Source organism: Micromonospora sp. NBRC 110009, from assembly GCF_030518795.1.
Classification (GTDB): domain Bacteria; phylum Actinomycetota; class Actinomycetes; order Mycobacteriales; family Micromonosporaceae; genus Micromonospora.
The window spans coordinates 6,687,012-6,706,625 of the sequence record NZ_CP130427.1 but is presented as its reverse complement, the minus strand read 5'-3'; the positions used below and the strand labels follow the sequence as shown (position 1 = coordinate 6,706,625).

The window sequence follows — 19,614 nt, the reverse complement described above, 5'->3', positions numbered from 1 at the left end:
GGATATCGCCTTCGAAGGCCGCCTGTCCGCAGGCAGAAAGTAGTCGCCGGCGCCGGTAGATGCCCTGCAGGCCGGAGTAGAGGTTCATTTTCGACTCAGACCCGTCCGACAGCGCCCAGTCAGCCGAATAGCGTCTCCTGTGCGACGCTGCGGTGCCCGACGATGTCCTCAAACCAGAGGCTGGTGGCGTAGTCGACGTGCCCGGCCGGTGTGCAGAAGCGGTTCACGCGCTCGATCATCTTCGGGTCAACCTTGTACAGGCCGTCGTATCGCCATTCGTCGCCGAGTTCCCCGGCGTGATCGAAGGGCAGGGGGGCGTCGGGACGACCGCGTCGGATGAAGTTTGGGTGTCGTGTGAGGCTGCAGATCGGTACGACGCCGGTCTCGTCGATGGCGGCAAGACTGACCTTCCAGACGTTCTCATTAACGTCGTCTTCGGTCTGCGGCGTCCAGAAGGAGATGGACAAATTTACGCCGCGGACGACGACCTGCGCCTTGCGCACGATCGGCGGGTGGAGCACCCGCTTGTTGCGTTTCACGAGGCAGCGGATGGTCCTGGGCGGACGTGGGATGGGTGTCGGCGCGCACGCCTGACCACCTGTCTCGTTCTCCCACTCGGTGGGGATGGCGGCGTCTTCGAAGTCCTCGCGGAAGACGGTTTCGTGCGGCAGGTCGCTGGCGGGCTGGAGCTCGTCGTCACGCTTGTCGTAGAAGACGGCGATCAGCCCGTGTGGCTTGCGTTCGAGGATGCGGAAGCGTGTCGTCGATTCGTACATCGACATCGTGGGCAGGGTGCGCCGGTCGCGCAGGAGCGCACGGCCGGACAGCTCTATCATGCCGCTGTCGTTCTTGGTCGGCGTCCATACAAAGTTCGTCGTGTTGTGGTGCAGCCGCTCAACTGGGCTGCTTTCCCCGTCGTTGCGCCAAACGCTGCCGACGACGTCCTCGACGTTGGGCACCAGCCCGTCCTCGCCGGGCAGCAGCTCCACTTCGTAGTACTGGCAGCGCGAATCGATGTTTGGTTCGTAGACCCCGAACTGGTAAAACTGGTCGGCCCGGCGGTACGCGGTCTCGGATACGAAGTCCCACGCGTGACCGAAGCCGGCCTTCGGCTTCCCGCCCGTCAACTGGTGCGGTGCCGGCACGTGCCGGCAGTCGGCGGGCAGATAGCGTTGCACCCAGCGGCCTGCGCGCAGCGGCGCGTCGGCGCGCGCGCGTTTCGTGCCGCGCACGTGCAGCGTCGTGTCATCGCGTAGGTCCAGGGTGTTGACGGCGACGTACGCGTTGGCTGGCCCGCTCTTCATGATGGTGGGAAAATCTTGGTCGGCGTCCTGCGCTGTCGCGGCTTCGACGATGACCTGCTCGGCGGCTGGGTAGCGTCGCCAACGCCACGTGTGGTCACTTACGCCATAGTTGAAGCAGATCGTGTAGATCTCGTGCCGCTGATCGGCGCGGTTGTAGCCGGTGACCGCGACGATCTGGCGCCGTACGGCCATGCGGCTGTTGTCGTTGACCAGGTCGTCCGTGAAGGGCGACCAGAACCGTTCGCGGGAGAAGTGGAACCATTCGGGGTTCCGCTTCAGCGAGTGTGCCAGCGAGAACAGGTCGCCGAGGACATCCTCGGTGGGGTCGAGGAGCCGCCAACGTTGTGTGAAGTACGTCTGCTCGTCGATCCACAGGATGGCGTAGCGCTGCGGCAGCGCTGTGTCGTCGGAGCCGGCCACGCCGAGCTTGACCAGCATGTAGAAGTTTGTGGTGCCATCGTTGAACCCGTCCCCGTCGATCACGGGGCCGTTGAGTAGCCGGTACTGCATCAGGTTGTACTGCTCCTGCTGGAAGATCGGCCTCGTCGCGAGCAGCGAATGGATTTCGCCACCGAAGTGCCGCTGCCACTGCTCGGTCCAGTGGCTGTAGCCGACTCCGAGGTCGAGCACCTTTGAGAACTGGATCGCGAAGCGTTCCTCGGGCGACGTGGCGACGGCGAGGTGGCCTAGGGTGCCCGGCTCCCGGTCACGCGGCACGTATCGGGTGTGCAGGTAGGTCGGCATCCATCCGGGCGGCTGGTTCGGCGTCGGCATTCCGTCCGGCCACTCCGACCGGCCGGGTGGGGGCGTGGCCTCGCGTCGCCGGGACAAGAGCATGAGCTTGGCGATGGCGTCACTGAGCGGCCGGTTTTCGGGGAAAGTGCTGGCCAGCACGCGCGGGTCCAGCAGGAACACACCAGCCTCGGTCTTGATCGCCTTTGAGACCCTCGCCCCATAGAGGAGGAATCCCAACGCCACGTACGCGGGCAGCACGAGGGCTCCATAGCCTTCGTCCTGGATGCTCCTGGCCACCGTCTCGGCGAGCGTGTCGATCAACGTGTTGGGCACCGCGTTTGCGATCAACTCGGCGAGCCATGGGGCGACGCCCCCCGCCAACCAGTCGACAACCGCCTTGACCAGGCCGTCGAGAAAATCGCCGAGTGGACCGAGCGCCGCGAAGCTTTCACGAAGGCCTTCGATCGGAACGTTCGGCAGGAACTGGCGCAGCTGGCCCTCAACCAGTTGCTCGATGCCGCGGCCAACGCCACCGTCGAGCATCTGCTCGGCTGCCGACAGCGCTGCGTTCAGGATGTCGCGGATGACCTGCTCGGTGAACACCGACCTGAAGTCGGCCTCCGTGAACTGGAGATCTTCCGGCCCGACGATCGAGCGCGGCGAGCGCGCATCGACCAGGTACCACGTGCGCGCACGCTGCAGCACGATCATTACGTCCGCCGCGCCCAACTCGAGGAGTTCGGCGAAGGCGGGCAGGCGGGCGCTGGCCGGGTGGCCCGCGTAGTCGCGCTGGGCGGCCGGCGGAACGACAAGGCTCGGCGGTCCCGTCACGTAGTACTCAGGGTCGAGCTTCATGTAGAAGCCGGGAATGGGCGGATCCTCGCTGCGGCATCCGACGTTCACATCGACGTCGCAGTCCGCACCCGAGACACGACGGCCGCGGAAGAGTTCGTCGATCACGCAGTGGAACAGCCGGTCGGTCCCGGCCTCCTTCGCGATGATGCGACCGCGTCCCACGGCAAGCATGTCGAAGCGGACCGTTTCGAGCGGGCGTCCGGCTCGCCACTCGTCATGAGACACAAACGCAGGCAGGATCTCGCCGGTGCACGGCTCGGGCAGCGGCCGAATCGGATGCCAGCTCACGTCGCCGTCGACGCTGTACTGGACCGTCCCATTCGGTTGCAGCCGTACAGAGTAGCGGCGGCCAGAATCGACGATACGCAGCCGCGACCGAGACGATGACGGGCTGAACATCACCCCATACCGCCGCGGGTGGGACCCCACGGACTGGAACGGCGTTTCGATAACAAGCTCGTAGTCGCCCCGAGCCATCACTGGCCCGCAACCGTTGGGGACCGCCGCCACGACGCCCGTGCCACGACAACCAACCGGTATTGCATTGAGTGCCTCACTTCCAGCCGAGAGGTCCCTTCGCGACGAACCCCGATGTAGGACCGGGCCCAGGCGCAGCTCCCACGAGACGCGCCTGCCCCCACGCCGTCGAACGGCATTGAAGGACATGATGAAACGGCGATTCGCCGGCGGGTGTCTGACTGTCGACTCCCGGACAGGATTTGTGTGCTGGAACGTGTCTGCCATGATGCGCGCGCAAGTCGATGCCCAAGGCCGCTACCTCAGTGATCGTCCACCGGACGGAGGCCAGCTCGTCGATGCGGACCCGCACCCTAACCTCTTCGGGCTCGAGTGGGAGGCGGCGGTGCGGACATTGCCAATGGCATTCGACTCTCACGTCGCGGCACCGATGCGCGCGCCGGGATGACAACGCCGCCTGTTCCTGCGCGACGCGCAGGATTGGTGTGGCTACCGGATGGCGTTTAGCAGCGGCCAGGTTTTCGGCCCGCACATGCCCTGGCCCTGCAGGCCGTGGCGCTTCTGGAACGCGATAACCACCTTCTGCGTCTTAGGGCCATAGTCGCCGTCGACCGCCAACGGCTTGCCACCCAAGACGGCATGCTTGTTGCCCGCGGCGAAGTTCAGCCGGGCCTGGATCCACTTCACGTGATCTTTCTTCGGGCTGTTCAGCCCGACCGGCGTACCCGGGTAGGGCCGGTCCGCGACGCCGATCGCCGCTGCGTCCAGGATGCCGCTACCGAGACCTTCGACGAACCCGAGGTCCTTGAAGTGTGCCTTCCAGATTCCCGTCGAGAATCGACGGACGGCCCGCTTGCCCTCGGCGGCGCACAAGATTCCGGACACCAAGCCGGAGCAGTCACCACCTTTCTTTGGAGGCGGAGCGAGCACCGGGACCGCCCCCCACACGTAGGGCAGCCCGACGCACCGGTCGGCCCACTCTTTGGCGGCCTTGGCCTGATCGTCGGTCAGCACCCGGTGGAACCGATGCTTGAACAGCGGGTGGGCTGCCCCGCGCGCCGCTGAGCCTCTCAGGCAGCCACGCCCGCCCCGGCTCTCGTAGTTCACCCCTCCGAGGGTGCACGCCACGTGCCCGATGCCGGAGCGCATCTCGTTCGGATAGACGATTCCGATCTGCAGGAGCTTTGCCATGTCAGCTCACCTCGGCGTCCGGGTCTGCGGTATCGGACTCGGCCTGGCTGGCCAGGATCGCCGCGAGTTCCTCGTCGGTGAAATCGTCGTCGTCGGGCGCCTCTTCGCCGACATCGACGTCCTCGTTGTCGAACAGGCTGACCTCCGAGGCCTGCGCCGCCTCGTCACCGGGCATGCCTATCACCCCCTGGTTTCCGTACCTACGAGGGTTTCGTCGGCGGCCCGCGCTGGCAGCCGGGTAGCCGACAGAACGTTGCGCCTCCTCAGTACGGTCGGCGGGATCGCGGTGACGGATCGGTTCCGCCGGTCGGGCCGCAGATCGCGGGGAACCCGTGCGACCGCCTCCCGCGTTCTGCAGCCGGACGGCCGGCTCGAGGTACGCCACCGGGCCTTGGGCATTCGACTGTTCCCCGGGCGTCACGATTCCGGCGTCGTATCGCCGTTGGTGGATCCGCATACTCTGGTCATCGAAGACGTCTCTTTCGATCACTCGATACTTGATCGCCGGCATGGCGCGGATCGTGGCGCTGGACCTTGTGCGGCGATCCGCGGAGCAGACCTCGGCGAAGATCCGCGGATACGAGCCGACGGATCTCGACCGGTTCCGAATCCAGGTAGCCGACGAGCTCGACCACCTCGCCATGGAGATGGCAAACCTGCAAGCGGAGAACGCGCGGCTCAATGACCACCTTGAGCTGTACCGGCACGGGGTCCCACCGAGCACCGACACGGCGGCCAAGCAACCCCGATCTTGCTGGCTGCTAGGCAGTGTTCTGGGCATCCAACCACGTATCACTGATCGTCGCGGCGGCAATGCTCGGCGTGATCCTGGATGCGGCACGGCGCTCCGCCCACCCGGGCGCGATTGCCGTGCTCGGTGCGGTCCTCGCCGGCTACGGAGTCCTGTTCGCCCACCGACTGTGGTTGGCGCACAGGGCCAGCGTCAACCTCGACCGGCCGCGGGTGGCCGCGGCGGCGACAGCGCCTACGGTCGAGGTCGTCAGGTCGTCGGCGACACCGCCATTGGGTGAGACCGCCCAGAACCAGGGTCGGGACCGCGGCGCCCACGTTGCCCCGACGAACGCCGGCAGGTTCTAGGCGGGGCCGAGCCGGGGCTGCTCGGCCCCGTTGCCGCCGTCAGGGCTTGGCCACGAGGACGGTGACGAGGATGTCGCCGTGGCAGTCCGGAATTTCGCGTAGCGTCCAGCGGCCGACCAGGCCGTTGCCTGTGAAGTTCGACTCGGCGTCGCGGTCCTCGACCTCGCCTTCCTTGAGGGTCAGTCCGGCCGCCGGGTACGCCCGCTGCATGAACGCGAGCGTCTCACGGAACGCACCCCGCGTCACGGCCGTGACGACCAGCCGCCCACCAGATCGCTCCTCGGCCCCGGTGAGGACGGCGTCGGCCGGCAGTGGCACCTCATTGGGGAGCGCGGTAGGTCGTGGCGCGGGCGTCGCCGCGTCCGCGCAGACGACAGCGGACGCCGAGGGTCCTTCTCGGGACGCCGCCGCAGCGGGATCGTCCGGATCGTCGGGGTTCGTCCCGCCGCCGCAGCCGACGAGGGCTGCGGCGGCGGCGAGCATGAGGGCACCGGCTCGTACGCGGATCATTTCTTCGTCCTCGTCGACGTCGCCACCGCGTCGTACGCGGCGAACAGCGACTTCCCACCGCTCTGCCGGGCGATGGTGGCCAGCGCGTCGAAGTTCTGGGCGCCGCCGGTGGCACAGGCACCGCACCCGTCGGCGTATCCCACAAGGACGCGGCCCTGCTTGTCGACCTGGATGTCCATGAAGTCGAGCAGGTTCCGATCGGTGCCGCAGGTCGTGCCGCCGGTGCAGATCGAGCCCTTCTGTACCGCGTCGTTCGGCGTCGCATCGGTCAGCGACCAGGTACGCCCGCCGTCGTAGGTGACGGTGACGTACAGGTGCCACTCGCCGGTGAAGTTCTGGGCGTCCTGGTAGTTGCCACCGGTGGTCGTACCGAGGAAGGCGAAGGCGGCCCGGTCGGGGTCGCCGGCGACGACGGCCGGGAACACCACGTTCTGCACGCCGAGCGCGGCGCCGACGTCCTGGTCGCTCTCCCAGGTGCGGCCCTTGTCGTGCGAGACCGCGACGTGGGCGTGACCGTCGGCGTTCTGGTAGCCGAAGTACACCGTGCCGTCGGAGCCGATGCCCACCGATGGGTCGCTGTCCGCCGGCAGGCTGGTCGGCACCTTGCGGACCTGCCAGGTCAGGCCGTTGTCCTCGGAGACCGCGACGGCCTGGTTGCCGCCGCAGCCCTTGTTGGGTACGTAGACCGTGCCGTCCTTCGGCGAGACCTTGACGTGCCCGTGCAGGCCGCCGCAGTCCAGCAGGGTGTACATCGGCACGGCCGGCCCGAAGGTCAGGCCGCCGTCGCGACTGGTCGCGCAGAGCGCGTCGGCGATGTCCTGCGAGCAGTAGTAGACGGCGTTCGGGTACAGCGGGGTCCCGCCGACGCCGTTGGGTGACCAGCGGCCGCCGCCGACGGTCTGGTGGTCGACGCCGGAGTTGATGCCCCCACCCTGCGACGGGGTCCAGGTCTCGCCGTCGTCGTCCGTGTAGCACATCAGCGAGGTCTTGCCGGCCAGTTGCGACTCGAACGTGCGGCCCGTGTCATGGTCAGTGAACAGGATCGGGTCCAGCGAGGCATTGGCCGTGCATTTGGGCAGGTGCGCGCTCTTGTCCTCCCAGACCGCCGTGGCCGGGGACTTGCTGTCGTCGAAGGAGACCCGGTAGGTGTCGGTGTACGCCTGGTACATGACCTTGCCGGTCTTCCAGTTGACGCCGATCGACGGCTCTCCGGCGTCATGGGCGCGCGGCAGCGTCCCAGGGGCCGGATAGTTGGTGAAGGAGGCGGCCCCCACCGGCCCGGGCGCCGGAGCGGCCGGCTTCGCCGTGAGCTCGGCAGTCGCCGAGTAGCTTTCGCCCAGCGGGGTGAACGGCACGACCCGCACCGTGTACTGACCAGCCACCGGCGGCACGACCAGGGTCTCGGGGTTGGCGGTCGAGGCGGCCTGGCCAACCTCCGCGCCGCTGCTGTTGTACAGGTAGACATCGAAGTCAGCGGCGGAGTTGGGCCAGCTGACCTTGATCTTCAGGTCGTTGTTGGCGTCGTACCCCGACGGGACGTCGACGGTGAGGGCGTAGTCGTCGCACGGCGCCGCGGCATTGCACGCCAGCGCGCCTGTCGTCGCCGTCGTGTTGGGCACGGCGAAGGGACCCCCGGTCCAGCTGGCGGTCGGGGTGGTCGACGACACCGTCCCGGCGCCCGGAGTGGCCGCTTCGGCGGCGGTCACGCCGCCGACCGCCACGACGAGCAGCGTCGCCGCGGCGAGCACCACCGGGCGCGGCACCGATGCCGTCCTGGCACGTATCTCCATAGCATCCCTGCCTTCCCCGGCCACGACATCCGCGCGCGCCGATATAACTGTCATCGTTCGCGGCGCGCCAGACGTAACAGCGACAGTCGAGGGAGTGGCGGGGTTCCAAGCGACGAATGGCGCGGCGATTAAACCCCGGGCCTCCAGTCGCCGCAGCTCCGCCTTCAGCCGGGCGATGAACGCGGAGACGGGCGCATCGCCGGCGGGGGTGATCCAGACGGTGAGGCTGGTGTGGAAGACGTGCAAACCGTCACCCGCGTCCCCGCTTGTAGCGGATCCGGTCGGCGCTGGTGGCGAACAGGCCGAGCAGGTCGGACACTCGCTCCCGGATGTCGGCTCCCGCGCTTCCACGCCAGCGCCGGTAGCGAGGTCGTACAACTCGGCCTCGGTGACGCTCGCGAGGGCGACAATGTTGGTCTGTCCAGCCAGGTCCCCCAGGTACCAGTCACGTCTGGGTCCGACATGGGGGTGCAGGCGATTGGTGCGGGGGCAGCGGCCCCGACCGCCGCCAGTCCCGGAGGAGGGCGAGGCGGGGGACAGCGGGGCCGCTGCGTCATCTGCTGGGGCTTGGCTCCCCCCGGCAGAGGTCCTACAGGCTGCCCTCGAACAGTGCGGTCGCGTCGTCGAAGCTGGGCTTGACCGTCAGCGCGATCTTCGAGGTGTCCTTGGTCGGGGCGGAGAACGCGAGCTTGGCGCTGCGCTTCTGCCCCGGACCCAGGCTGCCTTCGCGAAGTCGGTGACTCACTTCTCCGAGTCGCAGACCCGCTCGGCCTGCGTCCCCGCCGCACCGAACGCCGCAGTGGCGGTCACCAGCGCCAGGTCGAACGGCTCCTTCGTGCCATTGGTGATCGTCACCGCCCCGTCGGGTAGATCCAGCAGCCGACCGAGGTGGAGCCGTCGTCCCGGGCCTCCGGGAATCCGCCGAGCGGACGGCCCGTGGCCACCTCGTAGCCGTTGATCTCCCTGAGCACCGCCCGATTTGTGGTCTAGCGAGAGGGAACCTGAGGGACTCGTCGGCGGTGGGGTCGGCGCGCCAGGGGGCCAGCATCGCGGTCAGGCTGTCGGCGTCGGCCTCCCATGCGCCGCCTCCTCCGAGCACGTCAAGGAGCAGGTCGTGGTAGGCGGCGGTGGTGAGGTCCGGCTCCTCGCCACCGGCGGGCCAGTGCAGACTCATGCCGCCACCTCGTCGAGTCCGTCGCCGGCAAGGGCACGGAGTCGGGCGAGGGCTCGGGACTGGGCCACGCGTACGGCCGGTGCCGACATGCCGAGGATCGTGCCGACCTCTTCAGCCGTGAGACCGACCGCCACCCGCAGCGTGATGATCTCCCGTTGCACGTTGGGGAGGCGGCGCAGCAGCACAAAGAGTCGATGGGCCAGATCTGTCGCGACGGCCTGTTCCTCCGGCCCCGGTGTGGCGTCCGATCGCTCAAGCGGGGTATCGGTGACGGCGACGGCGGAGTCCCGCACCGCCGCCCGTTGGGCGTCGGCGACCTTGTGCGCGGCGACAGCGAAGACGAACGCGGAGAACGGCCTTCCCTGCTCCCGGTAGCGGGGAAGGGCTCTCAGCACCGCCAGGCACACCTCTTGCGCGACGTCGTCGGCCGTGGTGTGCGCCCCGCCGATGCGGCCCAGCCGGACCCGGCAGTAGCGGACGAGCCGTGGCCGCAGGTCGGCGAGCAGGGCGGCCGCCGCGGCCCGGTCGCCGGCGGCGGCCCGGCGGACCAACTCTGGCTCGGTCGCTGTGGTCATGGATTGTGAGCCACCTTTGTTACCGGCGGTTAGCCGCACGCTATCGAGACGTATGCCGATTTGCCTAGCCCAAGTGGGGTTACCCAACAGAGAGCCAAAGAAGTCGTTGCCTCAGAGCGTTCCGCCGCGAGGTCAGGTACCCATCAGGTGAGTGAGGGTCGGTGGCTGTCGAAGTCGCCGTGCAGGGGCTGCCTAAGTCCCCTCGATGGCCAACCGGTTGGGGCGGACGGCAACCCTGCCCTGCCGGCTGGTGATGTTCCCGTGCTGCTGGGTCTGTCGGCGAGGCGCGCCGGTCAAATGAAACAGGTAGCCGCGATCCGGGCGTCCCGGCCCGTAGGCCGACCAGGACGGGGGTTGTCAGGCCGCGCTGGCGGGTTCGCGGCGGTCGGAGTAGCGGGTCGGGCAGGATAGGTCGCCTCGCGTGACGGCGGCGGCCACGATGCGTTCGGCGCGGCGGCGGCGCATCCGCAGGACCGGTGCGGTCACGCCCCTCTCGGCGGCCAGTTGCTCAATCAGCACGTGGCCGAACCGGGTCGCGCTGATGAGCTCCGCGGCTTCGACGGTGATCAGGCCGGCGGCGGCTGCTCGGCCGAGCAGCAGGTCCGGGTGACCGTAGGGCATCCTCGGCGACCGTGAGCCACTGGGCAAGTCCAGCGGCAGCTCCTCGCCGTTATCGGTCTTGACGACTGCAGCGCCTGCGCGCCATGCCGCCCAGCACAGCCGCAGCCACAGCCGGGGCGGGGCGAGGTCCGCCGTGCGCAGCGCTTGAAGGAAGCCGGCCAGGACTTCGGAGTCCACGTCGTCGGCGTGCCTGAAGTGTCCGCGGCTGATCTTCGCCGCGAGGTGGGTCAGTGCGGGCAGAGCCATGCCGATCGCGCCGACGACCCAGGCTGGTCCCCATTCCCGGGCGTGGTGGGCCAGCTGCCGCCACAGCTCGTCGGTGGTGTCGCTGTCGTAGCGCTCGTTCACCAGCAGCTTGCGTAGCTCGTCCAGCGGCATCGTCGTGTCCGGCAGACCTGGCACTGGGCGGGCGTCGAACGCTAGCGGCGCGGGTTCGCACGTCAGCAGCTCGAACGCCTTTGCGGCGGTGGTCAGCGCCGTGCCGGCCGTCCTCGTTCGGGTGGTCGTTGCCATGGTGATGTCCCCTCGACGGAGCGCTTCGCCCTGTGCGAAGGCCGAGGCCTCGATTGGGACAGCCCGACCTGACACCACGAGCGATTGTCCGACCGGGACAGGTTGTGCCCGGTGGTGTCAGGTTCGCGGTGTGGCGACCGCCCGCACGCTCTGGTGGCGCGGCTGTCAGGCGGGACGTGGTGACTGGTGCTGTCAGGTCGGGGGCGGGTTCGATCGGCCTGTCAGCGGCGCACTGGGGACCGTCAGTACGCCCGCCGGTCCGGGGGCCACCGTGCCCATGACCGATACCAACCGTCACAGCGCGCCGCTCCCGGTGGGGGACGTGGTGCCCGGTGACCTGCCCGTGCCGATCACCGTCTGGCCGGTCGCCGCCCCGCAGCCCGGCGAGACCATGTCCAACGAGATGGGCGTCCGGCTGGTCCACAACCTCACCCACCCATCCGATCTGATCATCGACTTGGCCGACGGGCCGCAGCTGGCCCGCGCCATCATCGCCGCACACCGCCGCAGCCACCTGCAAGCAGCTCGCCAAGGCGGCTGGGGCCGCGAGGCGGCGAGACTGATCGTCACCGGCTGGCCGGTCGACAACATCGCTTCGCCGGGCGAGTTCTTCGGCTGCTGCCACGGGAGCCTCGTGCCGGGCGGCTGCGTGGCGGTGCTGCTGCCGCACGGCGACGTCATTCTGCCGGTCGACGTGGTCATCGCCGCGAAGCGGGCGGGGCTGGCGTACCTGCAGCACATCGTGGCGGCCGACCGGCCGCGCCGGCGTGGCCAGCACGCGCAGTTGGACATCCACACCGACGTGCTGATCCTGACCCGTAGCGCACACCAGCAACAGGCAGGAGGCGGCGATGCCTGAGCTTCTGCCGATCACATCGGTGTGGCTGACCTGCCAGCAGCCCTCCCGTGACCAGCGGCGGGGCCGGTACGTGCCGGAGTCGTCCACGCACCCGGGGAAGATGCTGCCCCACCTGGCCGCGCATGCCATCGCCGCCTACACCGCCCCTGGGGACTTGGTGCTCGACCCGATGTGCGGGTCGGGCACCACTCTGGTGGAGGCCATGCACCTCGGGCGGCATGCGCTCGGCGTGGACATCGAACCGCGGTTCACCGCCTTGGCGGCGGCCAACGTTGCCCTCGCCGCGTCCCAGGGCGCCGCCGGCATGGCGAAGGTGATCACCGGCGACGCGACCGGCCTGCTGGAGCTCGCTCCCGCGTCGGCGGTCGGTGAGGTCGGGCTGGTGCTCACCTCTCCGCCGTACGGGCGGTCCACCCACGGACTTGTCCGCGCGACCGGAACCGGGGTCAGGAAGCGGGCTCATCTGTACGGCGACCGCCAGCGGGGCAACCTTGCCTACGTCGGATGGTCGGGTCTGCTCGACGGGTTCGCCGCGATCCTTGCCGCCAGCTACCAGCTGCTGCGCCCCGGCGGCACGGTGGTCATCACGTGCCGACCGGTCCGGTGCCGCCCGGACGACTTCATCGACTTGCCCGGCGAGTTCCTGGCCGTCGCCCAGTCGGTGGGGCTGATTCCGGTGCAGCGGTGCGCGGCGATGCTCGCCGCCGTCCGCGACGGGCAGATCGTGCACCGCGCCTCGATGTTCGGGCTCATGGCAGTACGCAAGTCCAGGGCCGAGGGCCTGCCGGTCCACCTTATCGCACATGAGGACGTGCTGGTCCTGCGGCGAGGCCATCCGAATTCCCGCGTCACGCCCGCCACGGGCTGACATCGGGTGTGCCGGGGCTGTCAGGTCCTGCCAGACGGCAGGACCTGACAGCCCCGGCCACACCAGCAGGACTGCGGTTAGCTTGAAGCCTCTTCTCTTTAATCCTGCTGCTGATCTGCTGCGTCCGCGACGGCATCGCGCCCACCCTTCCCGGTCGGCCGCCGACCACCCGGGCACAGACCCCAGCACACCTGACCGCCCCTCGCCTCAGCTGCGACCGGGGCACAGCATCTGTATCCCTGCAGGCGGCCACCACCAGGTGGCCGCCTTCCTTCATGACTCAGGAGGGCACATGCCTCGTACCGCCCGGCACCTAACAGACGGCAATCTCCGCGCCAAGCCCCACCGCGCAGGCCCGCCCGATTGCGTTACCGCTGTCACCGCGTCCGTTGGCCGAGACCAAGGATCGTGCCGAGCAAACGACACGGCCACCGTCCGGTTGGCCTCGTGCGCCGCGCGGATCACCAGGATCCGCTCGACCGTCGCTGGCGATCGAGCGGCGCAGCGATGACCGACGTCAACCTGGCGGAGCAGATCCATACTCTGCACACTGAAACGGTCGCCGCCATCGAACAGTGGCGGGCTCTGGCCGTCGAGGCCCGTTCCGCTCTCATCGCTGCCTTGCGGGCGGGGCTGATCTGCCGGCTCGGCTGCGAGGACGCCCTCGCCACGTGGGGCTTGGAACCGCTGCCGCACCGATGGACCGTCTCCGCTGATGCGCAGCTGTCGCACACACGACCCCACAGTGGCCTGGGCGAGGCCCGCGAGCAGGCACGCTTCGGCGTACCAGACGAAATGCGCCTCCTGGAGCCGGCGATGGCGGTCTACCCGAGACACGTCATCGACGTGACACCCGCACCGCCAGAAAACGGCCAGCCCGATCCGCAGCGGTACCGCATCACGGTGCAGATCACTGTCCAGACATGGGTCACGGCGACCCGCGAGGCGGAGGCACTCGGCGCCGCTAGCGCGATCATTCAGTGCCACCTGCCTGCGCTGGCTGACGCCGGCATCACTCTGACCGAGCTCATGTGGCAGGGCGCCGACGGCCCGGACGACGTCCCGTTAGACGACATGGACACCGAGGTGAAGCCGGTGGCCAGCACTGCGCAGCTGACCGACGTCGGTGACCTCTCCGCCGCGACGGCGGCACGGGACGCGGCAGTGCAAGCCCTCGCCGCGCTGCGGCGCAGCATCCGCGCCCGCGCCATCCGCGCACTGGTCGACGACGAGATCGGTGGCTGCTATCAGCGAACCGCTGAGCGGGTCAGCCAGTTCCTGGCCGATCTAGGGCTCGCCGGCCTACCGCGGGCACACCACGTCACGGTCGTCGCCTATGTGACACTGCGGCTCCCCGCCAGCACCGCCTTGGGCGCGTGCGACACGGCGCGGGACACGATGCGGACGGTCACGACCGACAGCCCGGACGAGGCCCGGCCGTGGACCGCGTACGGCTGGACCGTCCCCGAGTACGCCACAGTCGACCAGGACGGCTGGCGTGTGCCCTAGCGGCACGAGTACGAGATGTGGCTCCGCGGCCACGCCACCTCCGCCGATGCGACCGCAGCCGCCGAGCCCCTCGTCCGCGTGGACCTGACGCGCGCGCTGGCCGGCGTCGACCACACCTTGATGGCGGTGACCGCCAGCGTCGAGGGCGTCGGTGTCGACCTGTACCTGGACCCCGACCGCGACTGAACCGCGAGCGCGCCGCGCGGCTGATCGGCGCGTGCCCACCTCCGGAGAGCCGCGGTGCGGTGTGCCCAGTCGACGTGCACACGCGGCTGATCCGCTTGCCGACCTCCGGATTTTGCCCGATACCAATCTTATTGGAGATCGTCATGTCGTTCCCCGACAACAAGTTGACCGTGCGATCCCCGGCCGACCTGGTGGCCGCGGTGCCTTACCTCCTCGGTTTCCGTCCCAGCGACGGCAGCATCGTCGTCATCGCGAGCAGGGACCGGCGGGTCGTCTTCGCCGCCCGGGGTGACCTGCCCGCCCCCGGCGCCCCCGCAAGCCAGATCCACGCGGTAGCCGCCAGCCTGGTCCCGGTCCTGCGGCGGCAGCAGCCGATCACCGACCTCATGATCGTCGGATACGGAGACGAGCACATCGATCCAGCACTGGACAGTGTCAGCGAGGCACTCGCCGCCAGCGGCATGCCCCTTCTGGAGTTGCTGCGGGTCACCGGTAGGCGGATCTTCAACCTCACCTGCGACAACCCCGACTGCTGCCCATCGCAGGGAACCCCATTCGATCCCACCGCCTCGCTCATCGCGGTGCAGGCAACCGCCGCCGGGCAGGTCGCACTACCGAACCGGGCAGCCGTGGCCGGCCGGTTCGCACCCGTCGACGGCACCGCCCGCGACCGCATGCGCCGGGCCACCACCGCGGCGATCACCCGCCTGACAGCGGTGAGCGCCGCCGGCGAGGCCGCCGCAGACGAGGCCGGCGCCCGGGCGATCCGCGACGCGCTGCGCACGCACGACGACGGCAAGCGCCTCACCGACGACGAGGTCGCCTGGCTCACCCTGCTCCTGAGACGCCCATCGGTGCGGGACCTTGCCGTAGACCTCACCCAGCCGCACGACCGGCACGTCACGTTCTGGGCCGACATCACCCGCCGCGCGGAAGAGGCGCTCGTGCCGGCACCGGCCACCCTCCTCGCCATCACTGCATGGCGCTGCGGTGACGGCACCTTGGCGGGCATGGCAGCAGACCGTGCCCTGCAGGCCGACCCCGACTACCGGCTCGCCGACCTGCTGCTGCAGACGCTGCACGCCGGACTTCCGCCAACGGTGTTCGAGCAGGCCATCGCCAACGCCCGAACCAACCCCTCGGCCCAGTAGCCGGGGACGCCCTCAACAACGGAGGACTCCGATGGATCCCAGCCGCAGCATGCTGCTCGCCCTCGCCAGACACGCCGAAGAAGCCCGGCTGCGCTGGCACGCCGAACGCGCCGCCGTGCGGGCTCGCGGCGAGACGCCGACCCGCAGCGAGGCATACGCCTACCACGTCCAGGCCAACCTGTGCCTGATCGCCGCAATCGGCGCCGCGGACCTGCCGCCGGACTTCCGCATCTACGACATCACCCTGTCCCGCGACGCCCTCGCGGCAGCCGAGCAGCTGCGTCAGGTCGCCACTGCCTACGACTACAGCGGCCCGATCGAGGCCGCACACGAACCCGCACGGCTGGCCTACAAGGCGGCCTTCGCCGAACCCGTCACCGCACAGGAACAGCAGTACATCGACCTGCTCGCCGGCCTGCCCGCCGCCCGCCGCGACAAGATCGTCGAACTTGCCGAGGAACGCGCCCGCCACCCCGAGGAATGAGCCCGAGCGTCCGGCGACCCCACCGGCCGCCATCTGCCGCCCGCTGCGGCGCAACCCGCGCAACTCCTGCACCGGACGGGCTTCGGCCGCCCAGCCGCGAGAGGAACCAGATGAGCCTCTACACCCTCACACCGAAAGCTGGCTTCGACCGCTACACCATCCAGGTCGGTTGGAAACCCACACCGCACCTACTTCGCGACCGTCGTCGACTTCGCCTGGGATCCGGTCACCGACCCCAACAATCAACCCGACACAGTCCGGATCGGTCTGCTCGAGACGATTCTCGACCCGACCGAAGTGCTCCTGGCCGTCGAACCCTACGCCGACATCCCGGCGGACCTGGCCGGCACACTGCGCACCGAGCAGGCCGCGCACCCGGTGCGCCGCTAGCGCGAACACCCGCGGCCAGCCGGCGCACCTCGACGCCACCCGGCCAACATCGCGTTCGCGACAGCACCCTCTGATCCGCCGGTCGTGGCCAGGTCGTGTCGTGAAGGCTTCCTGCCGCTCGCCATGTCGCCTGAGTCAGCACGCCGGCACCGCCTCCACCGGTGCAGCCATTTCCGTGCCGCCAACGAGCGGCACAAGCAGCAGAACGGCCCGCCACATGGCGGGCCGTCGTCGTATCTGGACCCGGGACGCCTCGCCTAGGAAACGCATGCGTCCCGGGTTCTCCAACCAAATGGAGGACTCCAGTGTCCCTACCACTGATCATGATCGCCACCGCGTTGGTGGCATTCACCCTCGGTGGCCTCACCATGTGGCCATTCGCCCGCCGGCTCCGCAGCCGGCTCACCGACGCCATCTGGCAGCTGGAACATGACCCGGTCACCGGCATGCTCAACCGAGCTGGCCTGCTCGCCGTGCACTCCATCCTCGCCAAGGCCGCTGCCTCTCAGCCGGTCGTCGTCGTCCTGATCGACCTCGACGACTTCAAGCCGGTCAATGACACCCACGGCCACGACCGCGGAGACGACGTCCTGGCGGCCATCGGTGGCCGCATCGCCGACATCGCCGCACTCCACGGCGGCACCGCCGCCCGGCTTTCCGGTGACGAGTTCGCCGCACTGCTGCCCGTCCGCACCGCCGACCTGGCCCGCCTCGCCGACACCTTCGTCGCCCTCATCGCCCAGCCCGTCGAACTCACTACCGACGGCGCACCCGGCTTGTTGACCGTCACCGCCAGCGTCGGCATCGCCCTGGCAGAGGGCACGGACCCGTTCGAAGAGGTGGCCCTACGCCGCGCCGACATCGCGATGTACCACGCCAAACACCAGGGCCGTAACCGGCACGCCGTGTACGAGCCGGGGATGGCGATGCCCGCCGCCGGGGACCGTCGAGGACCGCGCCTCCGCGACCGCCGCATAAGCGACGAGGCGACGGCATGACCGCCGCGCCCGAGGAGATGGCCTGCCAGATCTGCCTCTCCCCACTGAATACCCTCGGTACACCGCCCACCTATGTGCACCCGATCCAACTCGCGACCGATGGACACGAACCAGTGCCCGTCCCGGTCAGCCAGCTCGACACCGTCCGTCTCACCTGCGACTTCTGCGGGGACCCGTACCCGACATGGACGCTCCTCGGCGGCGAAGTCCACGCTGTCGCAGTCGGCGCAACCGCGGGACTGGTGCAAAACTTCGGCGAGGCATGGGCGGCATGCGCGGTGTGCCAGACCTACATCGACGACGGCAGGAACGACAAGGTCGTCGACCGGGCGGTGCGGGCGCTCGGCTTCGGCCACCATCCGCAGGCGCGAGAGCGCATCGAGCAACTGCACCGAGCGTTCCTGAACACCCGGGTCCCGGGACGAACACTCATCACAACGACCGCCTGGCCCACCACCGCCATCGGCGCGCGAGAGCTGCCGAAGGTGCGCGACCGACTCGGCGGTTTCTACCGAGGCAGCGATGAGCTCCCATTCGCGCTGGCAGCCACCGACGTACGTCAACAGATCGCCGCCGGCCTGGACCGAGCAGGCTTGTTCTGGATCGACGGCGACTTCACCGACCTGGCCGAATACGCCGTAGAGAAACTTCCCGACGTCACCATCAGCCGCGACCTCATGCCCTCCACGGACGGACTGCTCGTCTGGTCGCGGCCGGTGACTCGTCGGCAGATCGCCGCCGCGTCCTGGACCAGCACCAGCGACGGCTGGCAACTGGTCAACTACCGCACCCTCGGCAGGGGCCTGGACGGCACACCGCTCCAGCGACTGCGCGAACAGGTAGGTTGGCTCGCCTCGATGAGCACCGTCCAGGTACACGACCAGCATGTGCTGCCCGGCGACCATCCAGCGGCAGCGCTGGTCGCAACCTGGCTGCTGATCACACAGCAAGCCGCCGAGGTCACAACAGCAGAAGTCGACAAAGTCATCCGCAAGTCCTACGCCCGCACTAACCGAGCTGCGCCCGAGGTTCGGATCGCGCGCATCGGTGCCAACGGCGGCACCACACCGCCCAGTGCGCGATCGGCGTCGGGCGACCCAGGACCCTCCCAGACCAGCCGGTTCTGGGTGTCCGGCCACTGGCGCAACCAACCATACGGACCAGGCAGAGCGCTGCGCCGCCCCGTCTACATCAACCCCTTCCTCAGAGGCCCCGACGGCGCGCCGATCAAACTCAGTACAACCGTGCGCATGCTCAGCAGCCACAAGCCGAAGTCCGAGGATCATGACTAGATTGCGGGGATCAGGTCGTGGCAGGGGCTTCGTCCCCTGTCACGACCGATATCACGAGTCCCGCTTGTAGCTGGTCGATGTGCCAACACCGGGTCAAGCAGACCTCTTTCTTCACACCGAAGAGGTCACTGGTTCGATCCCAGTATCGCCCACCGCAGATATTTGCAGGTCAGAAGCCCGTCGCCGGAACCGCCGGTAACGGGCTTCTGCCGTCTCACCCCTTAGATTGGGAGCAGATTGGGAGCAATGGAAACTGGCTCGCGATCCTGAACTGGGGAAACGCGACGCTACTCCACGGCCTACCAACATGCCCGTCGATCCCGTCGTCAACGTCATGGTGGCGCAACCGGTCGACTACGAGAGGAGCGACATGGTCCGCGAGCCGCGCGGACGCGAGTTCTCCGGGTGTCGATGTCCAACCGGCCGTCCACCGTCTCCTCCGACGGCCGATCCTGTTCAGGTTGGGCGATGATTAGGCACCTTGGGCGGGTGACTCACGCCAACGGAGAAGGGCTGGTCCTCCGGCTACGGGGGGAGCTTGCTCCACGGCCGCTGTGGGGACGCAACCTCCGAGACCTGCTGCCACGATCGGAGTGGCGGAGTCTGCGCTGCTGGGCGCCTGACCAAGCTGGTGAGCACTGAGTTGCCACGAGCAGTGGACCTGCGGAAAGCGACCCGCACTCAGACCCTCATCCGGTCGATATCCACTGTTGTGACTGTGACCGTTCACGCACGCACGCCGGCCGCGCCGGCGTCGCCGTCCTGACCTGCGCGCGATCTCTCGCTGTCTTACAGCGGTTGCCAGCTCTATTGCATGTCAGTGTGCCCAGCTTGTGCCCGACGATCTCCCCGTCCATTGCTCGTTGTTCAGGTTCCGGCATCGGCCGCGGCCCGTCGCGGACTGTAACTGACCCACCACCCCTGCCGCCCAGCAAGATCGGGGTGCCCCGGAGGCAGCGCCCACACCAGACTGTTCCCATGGCGTCCAACCTCTTTCCGTCGTGGGACGACGAGGCATGCACTGACGGGGATTC

General features: G+C 68.7%; 17 protein-coding genes. 8 read left to right on the top strand and 9 right to left on the bottom strand.

The window, feature by feature from the left end; all coding sequences use genetic code 11:
• Positions 1 to 119: 119 nt before the first annotated feature.
• The 9 genes from Q2K19_RS31635 to Q2K19_RS31595 form a co-directional block, all read right to left on the bottom strand.
• Complete coding sequence (locus Q2K19_RS31635; RefSeq protein ID WP_302765992.1) at positions 120 to 3,182, bottom strand: glycosyltransferase family protein; 3,063 nt, start codon at positions 3,180 to 3,182, stop codon at positions 120 to 122.
• Positions 3,183 to 3,860: 678 nt separating this feature from the next.
• Positions 3,861 to 4,562, bottom strand: coding sequence for a peptidoglycan-binding domain-containing protein (locus tag Q2K19_RS31630; protein ID WP_302765991.1), 702 nt, complete (start codon positions 4,560 to 4,562; stop codon positions 3,861 to 3,863).
• 1 nt (position 4,563) lies between these two features.
• Positions 4,564 to 5,073, bottom strand: a complete 510-nt coding sequence (locus tag Q2K19_RS31625) for a hypothetical protein (protein WP_302765990.1) — start codon at positions 5,071 to 5,073, stop codon at positions 4,564 to 4,566.
• A 281-nt stretch (positions 5,074 to 5,354) separates the two neighbouring features.
• A complete protein-coding gene (locus Q2K19_RS31620; RefSeq protein ID WP_302765988.1) occupies positions 5,355 to 5,477 on the bottom strand; it encodes a hypothetical protein in 123 nt (40 codons plus the stop codon).
• Positions 5,478 to 5,699: 222 nt separating this feature from the next.
• Positions 5,700 to 6,170 carry a hypothetical protein gene (locus tag Q2K19_RS31615; RefSeq protein ID WP_302765986.1) on the bottom strand — a complete coding sequence of 157 codons (471 nt, stop codon included), beginning with the start codon at positions 6,168 to 6,170 and terminating at the stop codon, positions 5,700 to 5,702.
• Complete coding sequence (locus Q2K19_RS31610; RefSeq protein ID WP_302765984.1) at positions 6,167 to 7,933, bottom strand: sialidase family protein; 1,767 nt, start codon at positions 7,931 to 7,933, stop codon at positions 6,167 to 6,169. The genes Q2K19_RS31615 and Q2K19_RS31610 overlap by 4 nt, the downstream gene beginning before the upstream one ends.
• A 616-nt stretch (positions 7,934 to 8,549) precedes the next feature.
• Positions 8,550 to 8,705 carry a hypothetical protein gene (locus Q2K19_RS31605; protein ID WP_302765982.1) on the bottom strand — a complete coding sequence of 52 codons (156 nt, stop codon included), beginning with the start codon at positions 8,703 to 8,705 and terminating at the stop codon, positions 8,550 to 8,552.
• Positions 8,706 to 9,130: 425 nt separating this feature from the next.
• Positions 9,131 to 9,709 carry an RNA polymerase sigma factor ShbA gene (shbA, locus tag Q2K19_RS31600; RefSeq protein ID WP_302765980.1) on the bottom strand — a complete coding sequence of 193 codons (579 nt, stop codon included), beginning with the start codon at positions 9,707 to 9,709 and terminating at the stop codon, positions 9,131 to 9,133.
• Between the two features lie 357 nt (positions 9,710 to 10,066).
• Positions 10,067 to 10,843: a hypothetical protein gene (locus Q2K19_RS31595; protein WP_302765979.1), complete on the bottom strand. Its 777-nt coding sequence runs from the start codon at positions 10,841 to 10,843 to the stop codon at positions 10,067 to 10,069.
• A 130-nt stretch (positions 10,844 to 10,973) separates the two neighbouring features.
• On the opposite strand from Q2K19_RS31595, the gene Q2K19_RS31590 reads away from it, so the two are divergent.
• The 8 genes from Q2K19_RS31590 (at position 10,974) to Q2K19_RS31555 (ending at position 18,580) form a co-directional block, all read left to right on the top strand.
• The gene (locus Q2K19_RS31590) at positions 10,974 to 11,702 is read left to right on the top strand and encodes a hypothetical protein (RefSeq protein ID WP_302765977.1); all 729 of its coding nucleotides are present in this window, start codon (positions 10,974 to 10,976) and stop codon (positions 11,700 to 11,702) included.
• Positions 11,695 to 12,570, top strand: coding sequence for a TRM11 family SAM-dependent methyltransferase (locus Q2K19_RS31585; RefSeq protein ID WP_302765976.1), 876 nt, complete (start codon positions 11,695 to 11,697; stop codon positions 12,568 to 12,570). The genes Q2K19_RS31590 and Q2K19_RS31585 overlap by 8 nt, the downstream gene beginning before the upstream one ends.
• A gap of 507 nt (positions 12,571 to 13,077) precedes the next feature.
• Positions 13,078 to 14,079 (top strand): hypothetical protein, encoded by a 1,002-nt coding sequence (locus Q2K19_RS31580; protein WP_302765974.1) that lies wholly within the window; start codon positions 13,078 to 13,080, stop codon positions 14,077 to 14,079.
• Positions 14,080 to 14,094: 15 nt separating this feature from the next.
• Entirely contained in the window at positions 14,095 to 14,265 is a 171-nt protein-coding gene (locus tag Q2K19_RS31575; protein WP_302765973.1) for a hypothetical protein, read from the top strand.
• A gap of 74 nt (positions 14,266 to 14,339) precedes the next feature.
• Entirely contained in the window at positions 14,340 to 15,416 is a 1,077-nt protein-coding gene (locus Q2K19_RS31570; protein ID WP_302765971.1) for a DUF4192 domain-containing protein, read from the top strand.
• A 31-nt stretch (positions 15,417 to 15,447) separates the two neighbouring features.
• The gene (locus Q2K19_RS31565; RefSeq protein ID WP_302765969.1) at positions 15,448 to 15,900 is read left to right on the top strand and encodes a hypothetical protein; all 453 of its coding nucleotides are present in this window, start codon (positions 15,448 to 15,450) and stop codon (positions 15,898 to 15,900) included.
• A 695-nt stretch (positions 15,901 to 16,595) separates the two neighbouring features.
• On the top strand, positions 16,596 to 17,288 hold the full coding sequence (locus tag Q2K19_RS31560; RefSeq protein ID WP_302765967.1) for a GGDEF domain-containing protein: 693 nt from the start codon (positions 16,596 to 16,598) through the stop codon (positions 17,286 to 17,288).
• Positions 17,285 to 18,580: a hypothetical protein gene (locus tag Q2K19_RS31555; protein WP_302765964.1), complete on the top strand. Its 1,296-nt coding sequence runs from the start codon at positions 17,285 to 17,287 to the stop codon at positions 18,578 to 18,580. The genes Q2K19_RS31560 and Q2K19_RS31555 overlap by 4 nt, the downstream gene beginning before the upstream one ends.
• Positions 18,581 to 19,614 lie beyond the last annotated feature (1,034 nt).

Coding starts and splice junctions, on each gene's coding strand:
- Q2K19_RS31625 (WP_302765990.1), bottom strand. CDS start 5,073: ATGCCGGCGATCAAGTATCGAGTGATCGAAAGAGACGTCTTCGATGAC.
- Q2K19_RS31555 (WP_302765964.1), top strand. CDS start 17,285: ATGACCGCCGCGCCCGAGGAGATGGCCTGCCAGATCTGCCTCTCCCCA.
- Q2K19_RS31575 (WP_302765973.1), top strand. CDS start 14,095: ATGTGGCTCCGCGGCCACGCCACCTCCGCCGATGCGACCGCAGCCGCC.
- Q2K19_RS31580 (WP_302765974.1), top strand. CDS start 13,078: ATGACCGACGTCAACCTGGCGGAGCAGATCCATACTCTGCACACTGAA.
- Q2K19_RS31615 (WP_302765986.1), bottom strand. CDS start 6,170: ATGATCCGCGTACGAGCCGGTGCCCTCATGCTCGCCGCCGCCGCAGCC.
- Q2K19_RS31630 (WP_302765991.1), bottom strand. CDS start 4,562: ATGGCAAAGCTCCTGCAGATCGGAATCGTCTATCCGAACGAGATGCGC.
- Q2K19_RS31595 (WP_302765979.1), bottom strand. CDS start 10,843: ATGGCAACGACCACCCGAACGAGGACGGCCGGCACGGCGCTGACCACC.
- shbA (WP_302765980.1), bottom strand. CDS start 9,709: ATGACCACAGCGACCGAGCCAGAGTTGGTCCGCCGGGCCGCCGCCGGC.
- Q2K19_RS31585 (WP_302765976.1), top strand. CDS start 11,695: ATGCCTGAGCTTCTGCCGATCACATCGGTGTGGCTGACCTGCCAGCAG.
- Q2K19_RS31565 (WP_302765969.1), top strand. CDS start 15,448: ATGGATCCCAGCCGCAGCATGCTGCTCGCCCTCGCCAGACACGCCGAA.